We start from the raw sequence: 17,482 nt of genomic DNA, 5'->3' as shown, positions 1-17,482 counted from the left end.
TCGCATGAATTGATGACGCTCAGTAGTGACCCGGCACTTGACCCGAGCGCAGCGCACTCACACACTCCGCTCCGGCGCAGGCATGCCACTTTGCCAGCACCACCGGAAGGGCTCCGGAACTGCAACCGCAACTATTCTGAACATGGCCAGACCAGTCACACTCTTCACTGGACAGTGGGCGGACCTCCCGCTCGCAGAACTCGCTCCCACAGTCAAACAGATGGGCTACGACGGCCTCGAGCTCGCCTGCTGGGGCGATCACTTCGAAGTCGATCGCGCTGCGAATGAACCCGATTACGTGAAGAATCGCTGGGCGCTGCTCCAGCAGCATGGCCTGAACTGTTACGCCATTTCCAATCACCTCGTCGGCCAGGCTGTGTGCGATCGCATTGACGAACGCCATCAGGCGATCCTTCCTCCTGACGTTTGGGGCGACGGCGATCCCGAAGGAGTGCGCCAGCGCGCGGCTGAGAAGATGAAAGTGACGGCCCGTGCCGCGCGCAAGTTCTTCGATGCAAAGCCAGCCAGCCTTCCCGGCAAGGATTTTCCCGCTGTCGTTAATGGCTTCACTGGATCTTCCATCTGGCACGCGCTCTACGCCTTCCCGCCCACGGACCAAAAATTTCTCGAAAAGGGTTTTGTTGATTTCGCACAACGCTGGATTCCGATCCTCAATGTGTTTGAGAAGGAGAACGTCAACTTTGCTTTGGAGGTGCATCCGAGCGAAATCGCATTCGACGTCGTTTCAGCCCATCGGGCGCTGGCTGCGGTGAAGGAACACAAGCGGTTCGGATTCAATTTCGATCCTTCGCATTTCGGGTATCAGGGCGTCAGCTACGTCCGCTTCGTGCGCGAGTTCGGTCCCCGAATTTTCCATGCGCACATGAAGGACGCTTGGTGGGGACACGGTGATGGCACGATCGGCGTCTTCGGCGGGCACACCGATTTCTGCGATCCTCGACGCTACTGGGATTTTCGCTCCCCGGGTCATGGCGACATCAACTTTGAGGAAGTCATTGTTGCGCTGAACGACGTCGGTTATCGCGGGCCGTTGTCCGTCGAATGGGAAGATGGGCGCATGGATCGATTCCACGGGGCGGCGGAAGCGTGCGCGTTGATTCGGAAGCTGGATTTCCCACCGAGCGCCGCGGCATTCGATGCCGCATTCGCGCGCAAGTAACCACGTCATCACAATTTCCCACTAAACATTTGGAACATATGGCAAACCGACCACTTAATGTTGGACTCGTTGGCGGCGGCAAAGGCGCGTTCATCGTTCACCCGCATCAGCGCGCAATTCACTTCGACGGCACCCGCCGCGTCACTGCGGGCGCATTATTCCCTGATCCCAAGGTGGCATTGGAAGAAGCTGCCAACTGGCCGTTTCCGTTGAAGGGTTATGGCTCCTACGACGAAATGATCGCGGCGAACAAGACACTGCCCGACGAGGAGAAGCTGGATTACATCCTGATCGTCACGCCCAACTTCGTGCACTTCGATCCCGCAATGAAGGCGATGAAGGCCGGGATTGCTGTGTTTTGCGAAAAGCCGTTGTGCCTGAACCTGAAGGAGGCCAACACGCTCGTGAAGACCGCGCGCGAACTGAACGTTCCGTTCGCGGTGTCGCACACGTACCTCGGCCATTGGACGAGCCGGTTTGCACGCTACATCGTCCAAAGCGGCCTGATCGGCGAAGTGCGCTGGGTGGATTCCTATTATTTGCAGGGATGGCTTGCAACCAAGCTGGAGGCAACAGGGCAGCAACAGGCCTCCTGGCGCGTGGACCCTAAGCGCGCGGGCGGCTCGGGCTGCGGCGGCGATATCGGCACGCACGCGCTCATGCAGCTGCGTTTCGTCACGGGACTCGATGTCACCGACGTATCCGCGCAAATGGAAACGTTTGTTGAGGGTCGGATGCTGGACGATCACTTCACCATCTACTGCAAGCTGAGCAACGGTGGAAAGGCTCTCGTCCGTGCTTCGCAGGTCTGCATCGGCAGCAAGAACGACCTCGGCATTCTCGTCGCGGGCACAAAGGGTTCCGTGCGATGGAGCCAGGAAAATCCGGAATCCATCACCGTTCATCTTGCCAATCAACCCGATCGTGTTTATTGGCGCGGCGCTGTCACGCCCGGCGACGGTTTCCTGCCCAAGGACGTACCCGCCGAACTGATGGCCGAACCGAACATTCCCGCGGGTCATCCTGAGGCATTTCACGATGCGTTCGCCCGGCTGCATCGCTGCTTCGAAGCCGACGTTCGCAAGTGGAAGGCCGGTAAAAAATTCGCAACCGATGGTTCCAGGTATGCGACTGTGGAGGACGGCTGGACCGGAATTGCGTTCATTGAAACCTGTTTGAAGAGCAGCCAGAAAAAAGGCGCATGGACCGCCATGCCCAAGAAAATTTAACCGCGCCCGTTGCGATCCATCCAAATGAAAACCGCGTACCTCGCCATCCTCGTGTGCCTGGCTGCCGGCGCACATTGCGCCATTGCCGCGCCAGCAAAGCCTATGGAAACCATTGTGAACGGCGTTGCCGGATTCAAGGACACCCCGCTGATCCCCAACACGCAGTGGCATGTCCATGATCCGGAGCGCCCGCAGCCGCCTGTCGTCAAACCTGCCTCGCTCGTCACAGAGAAACCCACGGCCATCCCGCCCTCCGATGCCATCGTGCTGTTCGACGGCTCGGATCTTTCCAAATGGCGCGACAAGGACGGAAATGCGGCCGCCTGGAAACTCGGCGACGGCGGGGTGACTGCGGCCAAAGGAGACATATTCACCCGCGAGGAATTCGGTGATGTCCAATTGCACCTGGAATTCGCAACCCCAAGCGTCGTCAAGGGCACTGGCCAGGGCCGCGGCAACAGCGGAGTTTTCCTGATGGGCCGCTATGAAATCCAGATCCTGGATTGTTATGAGAACCTCACTTATGCCGACGGAACCATCGGCGCCATCTATGGCCAGTATCCGCCCTTGGTTAATGCCTGCCGTCCTCCTGGCCAATGGCAGACATACGACATCCTATTCACGGCGCCGCGCTTCGAGGCGAACGGAACTTTGAAATCACCCGCGTATGTCACCGCTCTGCTGAACGGCGTGCTCGTTCAGAATCATCAGAGCCTCATGGGACCGACCGGATGGCGCGCCGTCGCGAAGTATACCCAGCATCCTGCGACGGGCCCGATCTCCCTCCAGGACCACGGCAACCCCACTCGTTTCAGAAACATCTGGGTCAGGCGGCTTGAACCGGCAAAACAGTAGAAGCGCCGATTTCACATCGTTCTCGCAGGTACGCGGTCAAACCAATTCATCTCAACTATGAAATTATCCATAGCGATCTTTTGTGCCGGGTTGTTGCTTGTGCCAACGTTTGCCAGCGCCGCTGATGCGCCCAAGAAACTGCTCGTTGTGACAACCACGGCAGGGTTTCGCCACAGCTCGATTCCAACGGCGGAAAAGGTGTTAAGCGAACTGGCAGAAAAGTCCAAGGCCTTTACTGTCGAGTTTGTTCGCCAGCCTGAAGGCAAACTCAGCGCGGTCGGTGGGCCATCGGCTGAAACGCGGGCTGCGCTGCAGGAAGAGCTGAAAGCCCCGCTTTCGAAGCTGAGTGCCGAGTCGCTGAAGAACTACGATGGCATCATCTTCGCCAACACGACAGGCGACCTTCCCATTCCAGACAAGGAAGGCTTTCTGGCCTGGGTGCGTTCCGGAAAGGCGTTCATTGGAATGCACGCCGCGGGCGACACGTTCCCGAAATGGCCGGAATTCATCGAGATGGTCGGCGCACATTTTCAAAGCCACGGACCGCAAGTCGGCGTCGAGTGCTGTGTTGATGACCCGACGCATCCATCCACCGCGCATCTCGGCAAACTCTGGCCGATCGCTCAGGAAGAGATTTACCTCTTCAAAAACTACGACCGCTCACGCGTGAAGAATTTGCTCTCCCTCGAGAAGCATCCGAATAGTGGCGCGGCAGGACATTTTCCCGTGGCCTGGACCCGCGAATACGGGCAAGGCAAGGTCTTCTACACCTCCCTCGGACATCGCGAAGATATTTGGGACGCGGATCCCAACCTGCGCGACCGCAAGAATTCCGTCGAAGTCAGCAAGGCCTACCAGGTCCACATCCTGGGCGGCATTTACTGGGCACTCGGCTTGCGCGAAAGTCCGATGATCTGGGATAAGGTTGCACCAGCCGCGCAACAATTTTGATCGCTTCGCAACGTCCGCTTGATGGAAAACACGCCGCATATTTTCCAGCCGCTGACGATCAAGTCAGTCACGCTGCGCAATCGCATTGGTGTTTCACCAATGTGCCAGTATTCATCCGAGGACGGTTTCCTCAATGACTGGCATCTGGTTCATCTGGGTTCGCGCGCTGTCGGCGGAGCCGCCCTTGTCATTGTCGAAGCGACTGCAGTGACGCCTGAAGGGCGCATCACTCCCGGCGATGCCGGAATCTGGTCTGACTCGCATATTGAGCCGCTGGCTCGGGTCAGTCGATTCGTCAAGCAGCACGGCGCGGTCCCCGGAATTCAAATCGCGCATGCCGGGCGAAAGGCTTCGGCAGCACTCCCATGGAAAGGTGGCGCGCATCTTGAAGACTCGTCAGGCGGATGGAAACCGCTGGGTCCGAGCGCGCTGGCATTCGGCGGCGATTTGCCGAAGGTGCCCGCCGCGATGACGGAAACAGAAATCGCCGCCACACGGAAATCGTTCGTTACCGCCGCCGAGCGTTCGCTCAAAGCGGGTTGTGAATGGATGGAATTGCATGCGGCGCACGGCTATCTGTTTCACGAATTCCTTTCGCCGCAAAGCAACCAACGCACCGACCAATACGGCGGCAGCTTCGAGAATCGAATCCGTTTTCTCCTCGAAACAACAAGGGCCGTGCGCGCGGTTTGGCCGGATTCATTGCCGCTGACGGTCCGGCTTTCCTGCACGGATTGGACCACCGGAGGATGGGACATCGAGCAGACCGTCGAGTTGTCAAAGCACCTGAAAGCCGAAGGAGTCGATCTCATTGATTGCAGCTCGGGAGGCAACCTGCCGAAGGCCGATATTCCATTGGGACCTGGTTATCAGGTGCCGCTTGCGGAGCGGGTTCGCCGCGACGTGGGAATTGCCACTGCCGCCGTCGGGTTGATCACCGAACCGCAACAGGCGGAAGAGATCATCGCGAGCGGCAAGGCGGACCTGGTTCTGCTCGCGCGAGCGTTTCTTCGCGATCCGTATTGGCCCATGCGCGCCGCTCGGACTTTGGGCGCGCCGCGAACTGTGTTGCCCCCGGTGCAATACGGCCGAGCCTGGTAGCTCCCAGTCGATCGCCGACGCGCCGCTTTCACCGATTGTTCATTTCACCTTGGCAGTCCCGCGCCGCCTCCTAGAATTTGCGCCCATGACGAAAGACGAAGTGCTTCAGGTTTTCCGCGACACGGGCGCCCTGCTCGAAGGTCATTTCATCCTGCGCAGCGGCTTGCACAGCCGCCAGTTCTTCCAATGCGCCCTGGCGTTGCAGCAGATGCCGATTGTGGAACGGGTCGGAGGCGCACTGGCCGACAAGGTTCGTCATTTGAACATCTCCACTGTGGTCGCGCCTGCCATGGGCGGATTGGTCCTGGGCCAGGAAGTGGCGCGGCAGTTGAAGACGCGGTTCATTTTCGTCGAGAAGGAGGAAGGCAAACTCGTGTTGCGGCGCGGATTCAAGATCGCGCCGCGCGAACGCGTCCTGATTGTGGAAGATGTCGTGACCAAGGGCGGCCGCGTCCAGGAAACGATCGACATTGTCCGCAGCCATCAGGGCGAACTGGCTGCCATTTCCGCTGCTGTCGATCGATCGAACGGCAAAGTGGATTTCGGCGTTCCGTTCATCAGCCTCCTTTCGCTGGCCGTCGAAGCATTTGAACCCGACAAACTCCCGCCCGATCTCGCGTCGACGCCCGCCATCAAGCCCGGCAGCAAGTGACGGGTAGCCCGCTTCAATCCCCGTTTGACCGCGCAGTCGGCTGCCATCCGCCCGCGCCAAAGCCATAGCGCAACGCGCCGAATTCCATCGCTCCCGGCGACGTGCCTTCGAAGATGTCCGGCATCACACCGACACGACGCGAATATTCAACTGCGATTTCCGGGATGTGCTTCTTCAACGCCTCGATCCTGCCGAATACAGCCACGGTCCCGCCCGTTCCACCGCCTGTGATCTTGGCTCCATACAGCCCTGACGCATGGCCGCGGTGTCTCACGGCATCAACCAGGAAGTCCACTTCCTCCGTGGACAAGTGACAGTTGTCGCGATAGCTCGCATGTGCGCCGTACATGCAGTCGCCTGCCGTGACCAGCGCTTGCTCGTCGCCCATGCCCGCAGCACGCAAGGCATCCATGAATTTCAACACTCGTTCGTTCTCCTCAACAGGATGCCGCGTCGGTCCTGCCACTCGATACACCGCATCAGGAGAAATCCGCGTGACGGGATCGTCGTGCGTTTTGTGTTCGGCGAGAAACACGGAGCCGACAATTTCCTCAGGGATTCCCACCTCATACTGCTGCAGGTCCTTGCTCGTCAGTTCGGCAAGATAATCGATCGGCCCGCGTCCTGTTCGCGCGCGCATGTCATTGATGATCTTCTTGCCCATGAAGGCGCCAACGCGCGTGTCGCTGTAAGGACTTCCCGCCACCGAGTGACGCACCATCGAATTGATCCCGACAAAGCCTGTTCCTGCCGGGATCTCGATCTCGCCCTTCACCTCGCCTGGCCTGCAAAGAATGTGCGTCAGGCAACCCTTGCGGCCGCTCGTGATCGCGGTCTGATCCATGATGCCGCAAGGCGCGCCGACGACATGATTTTCCGCCATCTGGCCGAGGCGAGCGATGCGCGAGGGCGAAAGATTCAGTCCAAGATACGAGTTGAGGCAGGTCAGCGTGCCAATCTCCACAGCCGCTGAACTCCCAATGCCCACGTTCATTGGAACGGCGCTCAGAAGCAGCAGATTGAAACCGTAGGGCAGCTTGATCGACTCTTCCTTGAGCAACGTAAAGATGCTTCCAAGAATGTACGACGCCCAATTCGCGAGCGGGTTGGCCTGGCACAACGCCCTGACTTCGGCGTAGCTGGCGAGTCCGTCGCCTGACCAAAAATAATCCAGCGGCGTGCGGGTCTCGATGGGCAACGCCTTCATGCCCGCCTGCATTGTGCGAATGCGCAGTGTGCGGTCGGTGCGAGGCTGCAGTCCCATCAGCATGCCGCGGCCGAGAACCGCTTCGCAGACATTTGCGCCCGAGTAGTCAGCGATGCCACCCATGACATCCAGGCGGGCAGGAACGCGTGTGACGAGAACCTCGCCTGCGGAAAAAAAGCTGGCGAAGCCTGACGCGTCACCGTTGGGTTTTCGCAGGAGTTCATCGAACTCCAAAACTTCAAAGGGCAATTCGCTATTCATGCGTCAGATTCTCAGCCCGAAAATGCCAGACCAGCGCCGCACGGTCACGACCGAAAAGACCCGGAACATTTCGGAAAATGCGGGCTTAATAGTGAGTACAATACGGAGCTCTTCGTAGCGCAGGTTTCCAAACCTGCTGTATCGCCGCGCTTCCAGGCCGGCAGGGTGTGAACCACGCCGAGCAGGTTAGGAAACCTGGGACACAGCGGACATGGAATTCTGCGCTACTCGTGAAACCGCCCCTTCGCCGTGGAACTCATCAGCGGCAAATTGCTGAAGACATTTCACAATCTCCGGCCGAATGATGATTCCGGGCCTGGCACTCCGCAGAAGTTCCAAGGCATGGGCCACTGTTTTTGCCCGCCCGCTCTTCAATAGGTAAGCACCGACTGCTGCGGCACTCCGCGAGTAGCCAACTTTGCAGTGCACGTAAACGATTCCGCGTTCCGACTGGGTCGAAATGAACTGCGCCGCGTCGCGCAGCTGGCCTGCATCCGGGGCGGTCAAATCCAGCACGGGAATGTTGCGATAGGCAACCTGGAGAAATGCGGGTGCTTCTGAGATTTCGGCTGTGAGATCAAGCACCGCGGTGATTCCTCGTGCCACCGCGTGTTGGGCCTCGCGTGCATTCAGGTGAACGCCCAACCAGATGTTCGGAGTGATCGCATTCCAAGCGGAACAGCCGCGCCGATAATAGAGAAGTGACAGTTTCTGCCCCAATAACGTGGGTGCGAGGAGGACTTTCGCGCTCAGTGGCAGCCTGCCCTTGTTCTTCCGGAAAACGCATGGTCCAAGGCAGCAATAGGCGGTCCCTGTCACCAGCATTGCGCCCCCGAAATAGAGGAATCCAACACGGATCGTTGGAATAGCAACACGCACGCCCACCCTTTCACGAACCAGGTAGTGGCACCCCAGCGCCAGTATGAAACCGCCCACGACATCCACGGTGTGATGCTGAAACGTGAGCAGCGTTGAGACGTAGATCAACCCGAACCAGACACGAACACCATTCCGCACCCAACCCCGTGTATGCCGCACATAGAACGTCGCGAGCAGTGCCCCAAGCGCAATGTGCAGTGATGGAAACAAATTGTAAGGTTGATCAAACCCGTGCAGGAGTCGGAACAGTGCGCCCGCCCACCCCGAAGTCTCAGGCCGTGGAAATCCCATCTCCAACGGAACCGACAAGAAGCACGCTCCAGCAATCAGAATGCTCAGTCCAATCCGTCGGCAGAGAATTCGCAACTCGTCTCTCGTCGAACAAAGAAACGGCGCCAGGACGAAGAAGATATCGATGGACATGTACGGCACGATCGTGATTGCGACAAAAGGGATGTGCCTTTCCCAATCAAAAAACCACATTCCAACATCGCTCCGCCGGCTCGTCATCCAATTCGTTGATGCATAAACCGAAATGAAGAGCAATGACAGGAACGCTGACGCTTTCGCCGCCTCCCATCGGGTGGGCTTGTTCATGACGTTCCCTTCAAAGACGTTCCGCCACGGAGACTGAAAAAATTCCCCACCGATCAATTTCCTGCCCCACCTTTCGAAATCCCGCGGCTGCCACGAGTTGATCCATCTCAGCCTGCGTGCGCCGCCGCATGATCCAGGGTTTGCCCTCACGATTGCACAATACGCGGGCAATAAATTCCAGCTGCGGATGCCAGGGCTGATTGGTGTAGATCAGGTGCCCGCCCGGCTCAATCGCATCTGCCAATCCGCGCAGCGCCTCCAGCACGGGCGCATTTGCCGGAAAGAGTTCAAACAATCCCGATACAATTCCAATTGTGGATTTCGGATCCATCTGTGCAAGGGACTTCCTATCGAAAGCATCCCCTTCCACTGCCGTGACGCCCTCAAGTCCGAACTCTGCCGCCAGTCTCCGGGCCGCGTCGATGTTCTCGGTTTTGTAATCCCGCAACACAACACTTGCACGCATCTCCGGCAGGTCTCGAACTGTCTCCAAAACGTATCGCCCCGGACCTGAAGCAATATCCAGAATGCGAATGGGTCTTCCCGCTGCGTTGGCCTTTAGGATCGTTTCATGCAGTGTTTTCTGAAGATTCAATTTGCGCTGCCGAATGCCCCGCCACCCGATGCTGTTGAGGTACGCACGGTCGATCATCCTCCCGATGGATGTGCATCCACGTGCCTTGTTCTCGTAGACATAATCAAGGGTGCGCCCGGAATCGAATCCCGCCTGCCATCCCAAACCGATTCCGCGACTGACCCGTCCCACCGATTTCATGGCGCTGCGAGTAATTCCGAAAACTGGGTTTCCCGGATTACACAGCCGGTTGTACTCCGATCGTGTAAACCCGCCTTCATCGGCACGCAGCAACGAATCGCGTGGCTGCGGTCGTTCAAAAGACTCCTCCACAAACCGGCGCACTTTCTCTGCGACCACCTCCCGTCCCGTTTCGTGAAAGATTGCATGATAGAAACCGGGCAGGTTTTCCAGCCGCTTCGAAGGGGATGACAGTCGTTCGAAGAACAGGCGCGGTGCTGAATTTCTGACAACCCAGTCGGCTCCTGCCGTCAGCATCAACGTCGGCACGTGGATGGCACCAGCGTCCGCAAGCAGACGCGTCGAGGTATCGTGCAGGTCCAAAAGAATATTCACCGCGATCTGGCGAAAAATGGCTGGATCAGCCTCATATGTTGCAGCTTGCCCCGCGTCGTGCGTGAGCATCCTGGCTTTCACATAGCTTTTCACGTAGCCATGACCGCAAAGTTTTTGTTTCAAGCGCAGGAGCGGCACGGCCATTGGAAGATACAGTTTCACCCGGAAGGCCGGCGTGGCGAGAATCAGGCCGCGCAATGGCGGGGCGAAATCGTGCACCCACGCCGCCGCGATGACCGCACCCACGCTATGCGCCAGCACGACGGTTTCCTCAAGTTTCACGGCATGCGTCTCAACGAGATGCCGGGCAAACGCCTCTGCATCCCGGATAATGACGGCAAGACTCTCCGCCGACCCGCGTTCCCCAGGCGATCGACCATGGCCGCGCGCATCCCACGCAAACACTGTTACATCCTCCAGCTGCAGCGTTTTGACTGTTTCGTCCCATCGGTTTGAATGCTCATGGCCGCGATGGAAAATGATCAACGTCTTTCCGCTTGCGCGTTTTGGTTTCCAACGCCGGTAAAACAATTCGGTTCCGTCGAATGATTTGAACGTGTGCTCAGTGGTTTTCACAACGAAAGGTCAATGACGGCTTGTTGCAACCGACCGCATACCACTTCCGCACCCATGCGATCAGGCGACTCCGTTTCGAAGGTCATCGGCGTTCCGATGCGCAGGCGAATTTTCCCGGTTCGCGGAACGATCGAACCCTTTGGCCAGGCTTCGCGCGCCCCGTCCAGGTGGCACGGAACCACGGGTGTGCGGGTGCCCGCCACCAGGAGTCCCACGCCAGGCCTGAAGTCACCGAGTTTGCCCGAAATCGATCGGGTGCCTTCGGGGAACAGGATGAGGACATTGCCTGGGTTGGAGAGGAGCTGCCGACACAGTTCGAGACTTTGACGAATATGCGTCTGCCGTCCAAACGGCAGCGCGTTCACCACGATGGCCGCCAGCGCGAGGCGGGGGACGTTCACGAAGAAGTAATCCTGCGCCGCTGCGGGGAATGCCCTGTGCAGAACACGCAGCGGCAATGCTGCCAGCAGGCAGAGCGTGTCGAGGTGGCTGCTGTGATTCGATACGAGAATGAACGACCCCGACTGCGGAAGGTGATCCGTTCCCTCCACCCTGAAACGATGATAAGTTCGCAACCACCCGCGAATCAGCAGCGCCGCCAGCGAGCGGACCGCGTAAATGCTCAGGTCTGGTTCCCGCGGAAAGCAGCGCAGGCGTTCTGCCAGTGTCTTGTCGAGGTCAGATGCAGGTTCGTAATCCCACGGTTGCATGGTTTTGTTCGCGATCACATCCGCACCGTGGCACCGTTCGTTCCAGGTTTGTGAATCGAAAATCCTGAACCGAACATCGATTCCTTCAGAGCAAACAATGCTGCCGAAGTTTCACGTCACCGAAGCGGGTAAAAGTACCCCGCCATGTGAAAGAACAACGGCGCGACATAAATCAGGCTGTCAATTCGGTCCAGGATTCCGCCATGACCCGGAATATTGGAACCCATGTCCTTGATCCCGATGTCGCGTTTGATGACGCTGATGGCGAGGTCGCCAATCTGCCCGCCGACGCCCACGATGAGGCCGGCGAGAATCAGCTGTGTGGCGTTGAAGTGGGGAATCGAGAAACTGAGAAGCCATGGCAACGTCATTGAAACCAGCAACGCACCGAGCGCACCCTCCCAGGTCTTCTTTGGACTGATGTTGTTTCGCAATGGCCTCCGTCCAAACAGACGTCCGCACGTGAACGCCGCAACATCGTTGAGTTCCGTGGCGAACAACACATACAGCAGGTATCCATACGCGTGTTCCGCATTTGCCAGGAACGCGAGATGTCCGAACATCCAACCGAAGTAAACGAACCCAACAATCGCAAGCGACACGGCTTGAAGCTGGCCCTGCACGCGATTGCGCAGAATGGGAATCAGGAAAATGAGGGCTACCGCATAAACCGGCAACGCAACGAACAAGCCATACCAACCATCACCGGCTTCTTCACCCTGCGGCTGCTTCATCAGGCAGGCGACGCCGACCGCGGCAATGCCCATGTAAACTGCGCCAGTGGCCCACCAGTCTCGATACAACCCCGTCGCGCGTGCGAATTCCTTGAAGCCCAGCGCCGCGATCACGCAAAAGAACACGATCACTGCAACTCTGCCCCCGAATACCGTGCCGAAAAGCAAGGGGGCCATCACCAACCAGCTTCGATACGTCGTCCATACGCCGGCGACGTCCTTCTTGAGACCCCATTTTAAAAACGCTATGGCCGCACCCGCAACAGCGAGAACTCCGAGCACGATGAGGAAGTAGGCGCGGAAAACCTCGTTGTGAAGCGCCGCTTGCGGAGTCATGTGTTGCTGGAGTTTGAAGCACGGACCCTCAGCGCCTGCATGATTCGCCTGAGCCTGATCCAAATCGTATGCACACAGCCCGTTATGACGACCAGGCACGTCAGGTCCATCGGCGTCAGGGTTCCCCACGTGTCAGGGCGACCGCTGCGCATCCATCCCCATGTGATCCACGCACCCAAGTGCAGCATGACCATTCGCCAAGGTTTGGACATCCACCCGCTGAATTCGCGCTGAACTCCGACAGCTTGCCCGAACAATCCGACGTACGCAGTCAATACGGCGAGGATTGCAGCCCAATAGGCAGTCACGAGCGAGTTCAACCCACTATGCGCTACGCTTGCAAAAATCAGAATGTCGGAGACTCGATCAGGCAGGTCGTTGAGAATCTCGCCGCGCCAGCTTGCCTTCCCCGAGCTCAACGCGACCATGCCGTCGAGCATGTTGCACCAGAGCCGCAAGTAGCAAAGCGCCGGCGCGATCAAGAGCAACCATGGGATTTTTTCAGCCTGCCAGAAGCATAACGCAGCTCCCCCTGCTGCAATCACCGAGCAGTATGAGATCGTGTCGGGATGCACATTCCAACGAATGCACAGCCGAACCGCCCAATCTGCCGTGCGCCTGAATGTGTCAGCAATCGGGCGCCGTGACGCGGGTGCGTAACTTTCCGACGCGACCGCAGTGGACTTGGGCTTCACGATTCCTTTTTTATGGTTTGTTTCACCTGAAGCTTGGCGATGAGCTTCGCGTCCCGGCGATGGAGTTTGTAAGTTATGATTCCCCACACATTTCCAATCACGGCGCCGAAGCATGCGGGCGCATGCCAAAGCCATCGAACGTCGCGATCGCGAGCGAGGCGAACGAGTGAATGCCAGAGCGGACCAACAATCGTCCCGCAGTAAAGCGCGGCCAGCCACAGGGGATGCCGCGGTTGCTGCCGCATCCAGTTCAATGGGGCTTCCTCTTGAACGTTCAGGAAATGTACGGTCGAGCGTCGCCGCTTTTTGACGAAGCCCCACCACGTCGGCACGTAATAATGATGCACACCGCGGCCCGCGATGCGCAGCCACTCACGCTTGCCCTGTTGCATCAGCCGCACGGCGACATGCGTGTCCTGGAAATGTTCGCCCGCGCCCACAGAATCCAGGTCCGCACGCCGAAATACAAAACCGTTCGCGCCCAAGGGATATGCCGCACTTTCTCCAGGCAGCCGCCAGCGCTCGACATCGTCATGCCGCGCAACCTGCTGCGGTTCCTGGCTCATGAACCAGCACACGGGATCGCTGATGTGCAGCAACTGCGTGATGTAGGCGCAGAACGACGTCATGCGACGAGACGCTGGATAATAAGCCTCCACGCCCAGCGCTTGTGGATGCTCACGCAACCCGCGGACTGCGAGTTCAAGATAATCGGGATGGGTCAGTTCGTTGTCGGCATCCATGAACACGATGAACTCGCCTGTCGCGCGCCCCAACGCCATGCGCTTGCCTTCTTCCATGTTGCGCCCGTTGTCATCGAGCACGACGGCTTTAAACTTGGCAGCGATTTCTCGCGTGCGATCCTTCGAATGCGCGTCGGCCAGCAGCACTTCAATCTGGCCCTGCGGATATGTCTGTCGCGCGATCGATCCGAGGCAGTTCTCAAGCAAACCCTCAACGTTCAGCGTCGGGATGATCACGCTGACGCGTCCCGGCTGAGCGGGTTGTGGAATCACAGACGAATGGCTCACGATCCCATGAAACCGGTTTCGCGAAGACGCAGCAAGCTCGCGGTGTTGCAGGGTGCGTGGCTTCAGCCCGCCTCGGCGTTCAGCATGCGCTCGTCCTTGAACCTCTTCACGCGCCCGCCAGTCCCAAGACTCAAGCCGCGTTAACGCCGCGCTCCTCTTCAAAAGTACTGGCAGCACGGGTCGACATGGCTAAACTCGCGCGCAACATGGAACGCATCTTCGTGACCGGCGCTGCCGGCTTCATCGGCAGTTCGCTGGTGGATCGCCTGCTCGCAGACGGGAAACAGGTTGTCGGCTGGGATAACTTCTCCACCGGCCAGCCGGAGTTCCTCATTAACGCGGAAAAGAATCCCGCGTTCCAACTCGTCCGCGGTGACAATCTGGACCTGCCTGCCCTCGAGGCCGGGATGGCGGGTTGCGACACCGTGTTCCACCTCGCCGCGAATGCCGACGTGCGGTTCGGCCTTAATCATCCGCGCAAGGATCTCGAGCAAAACACGATTGCGACTTTCAATGTGCTCGAGGCAATGCGCGCCAACGGCATCAAACGAATCGCCTTCAGCTCAACCGGAAGCGTCTATGGCGAGGCGGCTGTCATTCCCACGCCCGAGGACGCGCCGTTTCCCATTCAGACATCGCTATACGCCAGCTCAAAGGTCGCGGGCGAAGGACTGATTCAATCGTACTGCGAAGGCTTTGGTTTCGAAGGCTACATCTTCCGTTTCGTCTCCATTCTCGGCGAACGCTACACGCACGGCCATGTGTTCGATTTCTACCGCCAGCTGGTGGAGCATCCTGATCAATTGAAAGTGCTCGGCGACGGCACGCAACGGAAAAGCTATCTCTACATCGCTGATTGCCTGTCCGCGATGTTGCACGTGATCAACTCAGGGACAGCATTGAAGGCGCGGCATCGTGTCGAGATCTACAACCTGGGCACAGACGAATATGTCCAGGTGAATGACTCGATTGGCCACATTTGCGCCGCTTTGAACCTCAAACCACAACTGGAATATACGGGCGGGAATCGGGGCTGGGTCGGGGACAATCCCTTCATTTTCCTCGAAACGAAAAAAATTCGGGCCACAGGCTGGAAGCCGTCGCTGACGATCGAGCAGGGAATCATCCGCACATTGGAATGGCTGCAACAGAACCGCTGGGTATATGAAAAGCGAGCGTGAACCGAACGATCGTGGCAGCGGTTCCTTGTCGATCGTTGTCGTCGGGTTATGGCATCTCGGAACGGTCACTGCCGCATGCTGTGCGAGACATTTCCGTGTGGCCGGACTCGACGATGATACCGCCAACATCGCGCGTCTCAGTGAAGGCAAGGCCCCGCTGTTCGAGTCCGGCCTGAACGAACTGCTCGCCGCCGGGCTGCAATCAAAGAGATTAAGTTTCACTACAGATCCAGCCTCGGCTTGCGCTGAAGCCGATGTCGTGTGGCTCTGCGCGGACACACCCGTGAATGAGGATGACGAATCGGAGGTGGATGCTGTCCTGGCGCAATTGCGGTGTGCGCTGGCCTCGACAGCTCCCGGGACCCTCGTCTTGATTTCCGCGCAACTGCCTGTCGGCACGTGCGCCGCGCTGGAACGTGAGTTTCCCGATTTTCAGTTTGCCTGTTCGCCCGAAAACCTGCGCCTGGGGAAGGCGATTGAATCGTTTGAAAAGGCGGATCGGGTCGTGATCGGAACTCGAAGCGAACAACGCCGTGAACTGCTGCAAGAGCTGTTCGCTCCGTTCACTTCGCAGATTCTCTTCATGCGAACCGAATCGGCCGAGATGGTGAAGCATGCTCTCAATTCATTCCTTGCCGTTTCGGTCACTTTCATCAACGAGATCGCGCGGCTTTGCGAACTGACCGGCGCGGATGCGAAAGAAGTCTCGGCTGGATTGAAAAGCGAACCGCGCATCGGGCTCCGCGCTTATCTTGGCCCAGGCGGTCCGTTCGCGGGCGGCACTCTCGCTCGCGACGTCGTCACGCTTACGAAATTAGGGCGGTCGCGGAACGAACCCCTGTCACTCATTCCCGCAATCAAGCAAAGCAACGACCTGCACCGCGGATGGATGTTTCGGCGGCTGCAGATGCGGCTCGGCGAATTACGCGCGAAAACAATCACGGTGCTGGGCCTCACCTACAAACCGGGCACCGACACACTGCGCCGCAGCGCCGCAGTCGAGCTGTGCCATCAGCTGTTGCGCGCGGGCGCCAGGGTGCGCGCGTTTGATCCTTTGGTGAAAACGTCCGCCGCGGGTTTGGAGCAGGTTGCCGTGCTCGCCAATGTCGAGGAGGCCGTGAATGACGCCGATGCCGTTGTGCTGTGCACCGAGTGGCCTGAGTTCCGCGATGCGCCCTGGCCAAAACTCGTGTCGCGAATGCGCTCCCCGATCGTCGTGGACGCCAATCGCTTTCTGGAAAAGGAATTGAAAGATATGCCGGGCGTTGAGCATCTTTCCGTCGGACGCGCCCTATGAAACTCTCCCAGCGCAACGCGCTCATCACAGGCGGCAGCCAGGGTCTTGGCCTTGCGATTGCCGAAGCTTACGTCCGTGAAGGCGCGAACGTCGTGATTTGCTCGCGCGATGAAAAGACGCTGCTCGGCTCGCGGGATCAATTGCGACGCCTCGCTCCCGCTCGGAGCAAGGTCCTCGCGCGCGCCTGCGACGTCTCCTCTGAAGTTCAGGTCAACGATCTCGCCAGCTTCGCGCTCAACGAACTCGGCAACATCGATATCCTGGTTAACAACGCCGGTGTATACGGCCCGATGGGTCCGACTGAATCGGTCTCGATCGACGAATGGCGGCGGGCGATCGACATCAACTTGTTCGGCGTCCTTCTTCCCTGCCGCGCCTTGATTCCACATTTCAAGCAAAGGCGCGCGGGCAAGATTGTCGTGTTGTCGGGCGGCGGCGCTACCAATCCCCTTCCAAACATCAGTTCCTACGCTGCCTCAAAGGCCGCCGTGGTGCGTCTCATGGAAACGCTCGCCGAGGAACTGCGCGCGTTCAACGTCGATGTCAACGCCATCGCGCCAGGCGCTCTCGCAACGCGCCTCGTCGAAGAAGTGATTGCTGCCGGCCCGGAAAAAGTGGGCCAGGCGTTCTTCGACAAGAATAAAAAATGGAAGGCGGAAGGTGCCACGCCTTTGAGCCTCGGCGCCGATCTCGCCGTGTACCTTGGAAGCCAGGAGAGCATCGGCATCACGGGCAAACTGATCAGCGCCCAATGGGATCCGTGGGCGGCGCTTCATGAGCATCGCGATGAATTGAAAGCATCTGACATTTACTGCCTGCGACGCATCGTCCCCGAGGATCGCGGCAAGAAGTGGAACTGA

16 protein-coding genes are annotated in these 17,482 nt (G+C 58.6%); 9 read left to right on the top strand and 7 right to left on the bottom strand.

Annotated features, from left to right (window positions below):
- Positions 1–142: 142 nt before the first annotated feature.
- From VEH04_13750 to pyrE, 6 genes are all read left to right on the top strand, one after another.
- Positions 143–1,180: a sugar phosphate isomerase/epimerase gene (locus tag VEH04_13750; protein ID HYG23844.1), complete on the top strand. Its 1,038-nt coding sequence runs from the start codon at positions 143–145 to the stop codon at positions 1,178–1,180.
- A 38-nt stretch (positions 1,181–1,218) separates the two neighbouring features.
- Entirely contained in the window at positions 1,219–2,409 is a 1,191-nt protein-coding gene (locus tag VEH04_13745; GenBank protein HYG23843.1) for a Gfo/Idh/MocA family oxidoreductase, read from the top strand.
- Positions 2,410–2,433: 24 nt separating this feature from the next.
- Positions 2,434–3,264 (top strand): DUF1080 domain-containing protein, encoded by an 831-nt coding sequence (locus VEH04_13740; GenBank protein HYG23842.1) that lies wholly within the window; start codon positions 2,434–2,436, stop codon positions 3,262–3,264.
- Positions 3,265–3,321: 57 nt separating this feature from the next.
- On the top strand, positions 3,322–4,215 hold the full coding sequence (locus VEH04_13735) for a ThuA domain-containing protein (protein HYG23841.1): 894 nt from the start codon (positions 3,322–3,324) through the stop codon (positions 4,213–4,215).
- Between the two features lie 21 nt (positions 4,216–4,236).
- On the top strand, positions 4,237–5,316 hold the full coding sequence (locus tag VEH04_13730) for an NADH:flavin oxidoreductase/NADH oxidase (GenBank protein ID HYG23840.1): 1,080 nt from the start codon (positions 4,237–4,239) through the stop codon (positions 5,314–5,316).
- 85 nt (positions 5,317–5,401) lie between these two features.
- The gene (pyrE, locus tag VEH04_13725; protein ID HYG23839.1) at positions 5,402–5,968 is read left to right on the top strand and encodes an orotate phosphoribosyltransferase; all 567 of its coding nucleotides are present in this window, start codon (positions 5,402–5,404) and stop codon (positions 5,966–5,968) included.
- Between the two features lie 13 nt (positions 5,969–5,981).
- Here pyrE and VEH04_13720 read toward each other — a convergent pair whose 3' ends face one another.
- From VEH04_13720 to VEH04_13690, 7 genes are all read right to left on the bottom strand, one after another.
- Positions 5,982–7,436: a hypothetical protein gene (locus tag VEH04_13720; GenBank protein ID HYG23838.1), complete on the bottom strand. Its 1,455-nt coding sequence runs from the start codon at positions 7,434–7,436 to the stop codon at positions 5,982–5,984.
- A 186-nt stretch (positions 7,437–7,622) separates the two neighbouring features.
- On the bottom strand, positions 7,623–8,912 hold the full coding sequence (locus VEH04_13715) for a phosphatase PAP2/dual specificity phosphatase family protein (protein ID HYG23837.1): 1,290 nt from the start codon (positions 8,910–8,912) through the stop codon (positions 7,623–7,625).
- 10 nt (positions 8,913–8,922) lie between these two features.
- A complete protein-coding gene (locus VEH04_13710; protein HYG23836.1) occupies positions 8,923–10,638 on the bottom strand; it encodes a bifunctional alpha/beta hydrolase/class I SAM-dependent methyltransferase in 1,716 nt (571 codons plus the stop codon).
- Positions 10,635–11,366: a lysophospholipid acyltransferase family protein gene (locus VEH04_13705; GenBank protein ID HYG23835.1), complete on the bottom strand. Its 732-nt coding sequence runs from the start codon at positions 11,364–11,366 to the stop codon at positions 10,635–10,637. Before VEH04_13705 ends, VEH04_13710 begins: the two co-directional genes overlap by 4 nt.
- 98 nt (positions 11,367–11,464) lie before the next feature.
- Positions 11,465–12,418 carry a phosphatidate cytidylyltransferase gene (locus tag VEH04_13700; GenBank protein ID HYG23834.1) on the bottom strand — a complete coding sequence of 318 codons (954 nt, stop codon included), beginning with the start codon at positions 12,416–12,418 and terminating at the stop codon, positions 11,465–11,467.
- Positions 12,415–13,113, bottom strand: coding sequence for a hypothetical protein (locus tag VEH04_13695; protein ID HYG23833.1), 699 nt, complete (start codon positions 13,111–13,113; stop codon positions 12,415–12,417). Before VEH04_13695 ends, VEH04_13700 begins: the two co-directional genes overlap by 4 nt.
- The gene (locus tag VEH04_13690) at positions 13,110–14,144 is read right to left on the bottom strand and encodes a glycosyltransferase family 2 protein (protein ID HYG23832.1); all 1,035 of its coding nucleotides are present in this window, start codon (positions 14,142–14,144) and stop codon (positions 13,110–13,112) included. The genes VEH04_13695 and VEH04_13690 overlap by 4 nt, the downstream gene beginning before the upstream one ends.
- Positions 14,145–14,329: 185 nt before the next feature.
- Here VEH04_13690 and VEH04_13685 point away from each other — a divergent pair, with 185 nt between their 5' ends.
- From VEH04_13685 to VEH04_13675, 3 genes are read left to right on the top strand one after another with little or no spacing between them, the layout of a single operon-like run.
- Positions 14,330–15,325 (top strand): NAD-dependent epimerase/dehydratase family protein, encoded by a 996-nt coding sequence (locus tag VEH04_13685; GenBank protein HYG23831.1) that lies wholly within the window; start codon positions 14,330–14,332, stop codon positions 15,323–15,325.
- Entirely contained in the window at positions 15,309–16,622 is a 1,314-nt protein-coding gene (locus VEH04_13680) for a nucleotide sugar dehydrogenase (protein HYG23830.1), read from the top strand. Before VEH04_13685 ends, VEH04_13680 begins: the two co-directional genes overlap by 17 nt.
- A complete protein-coding gene (locus VEH04_13675) occupies positions 16,619–17,482 on the top strand; it encodes an SDR family oxidoreductase (protein HYG23829.1) in 864 nt (287 codons plus the stop codon). The genes VEH04_13680 and VEH04_13675 overlap by 4 nt, the downstream gene beginning before the upstream one ends.

It is taken from the genome of Verrucomicrobiia bacterium (assembly GCA_035629175.1).
Classification (GTDB): domain Bacteria; phylum Verrucomicrobiota; class Verrucomicrobiia; order Limisphaerales; family DASXHY01; genus DASXHY01.
Note: the sequence above shows the minus strand (reverse complement) of the source record. Positions and strands in the feature narration are given on the sequence as shown.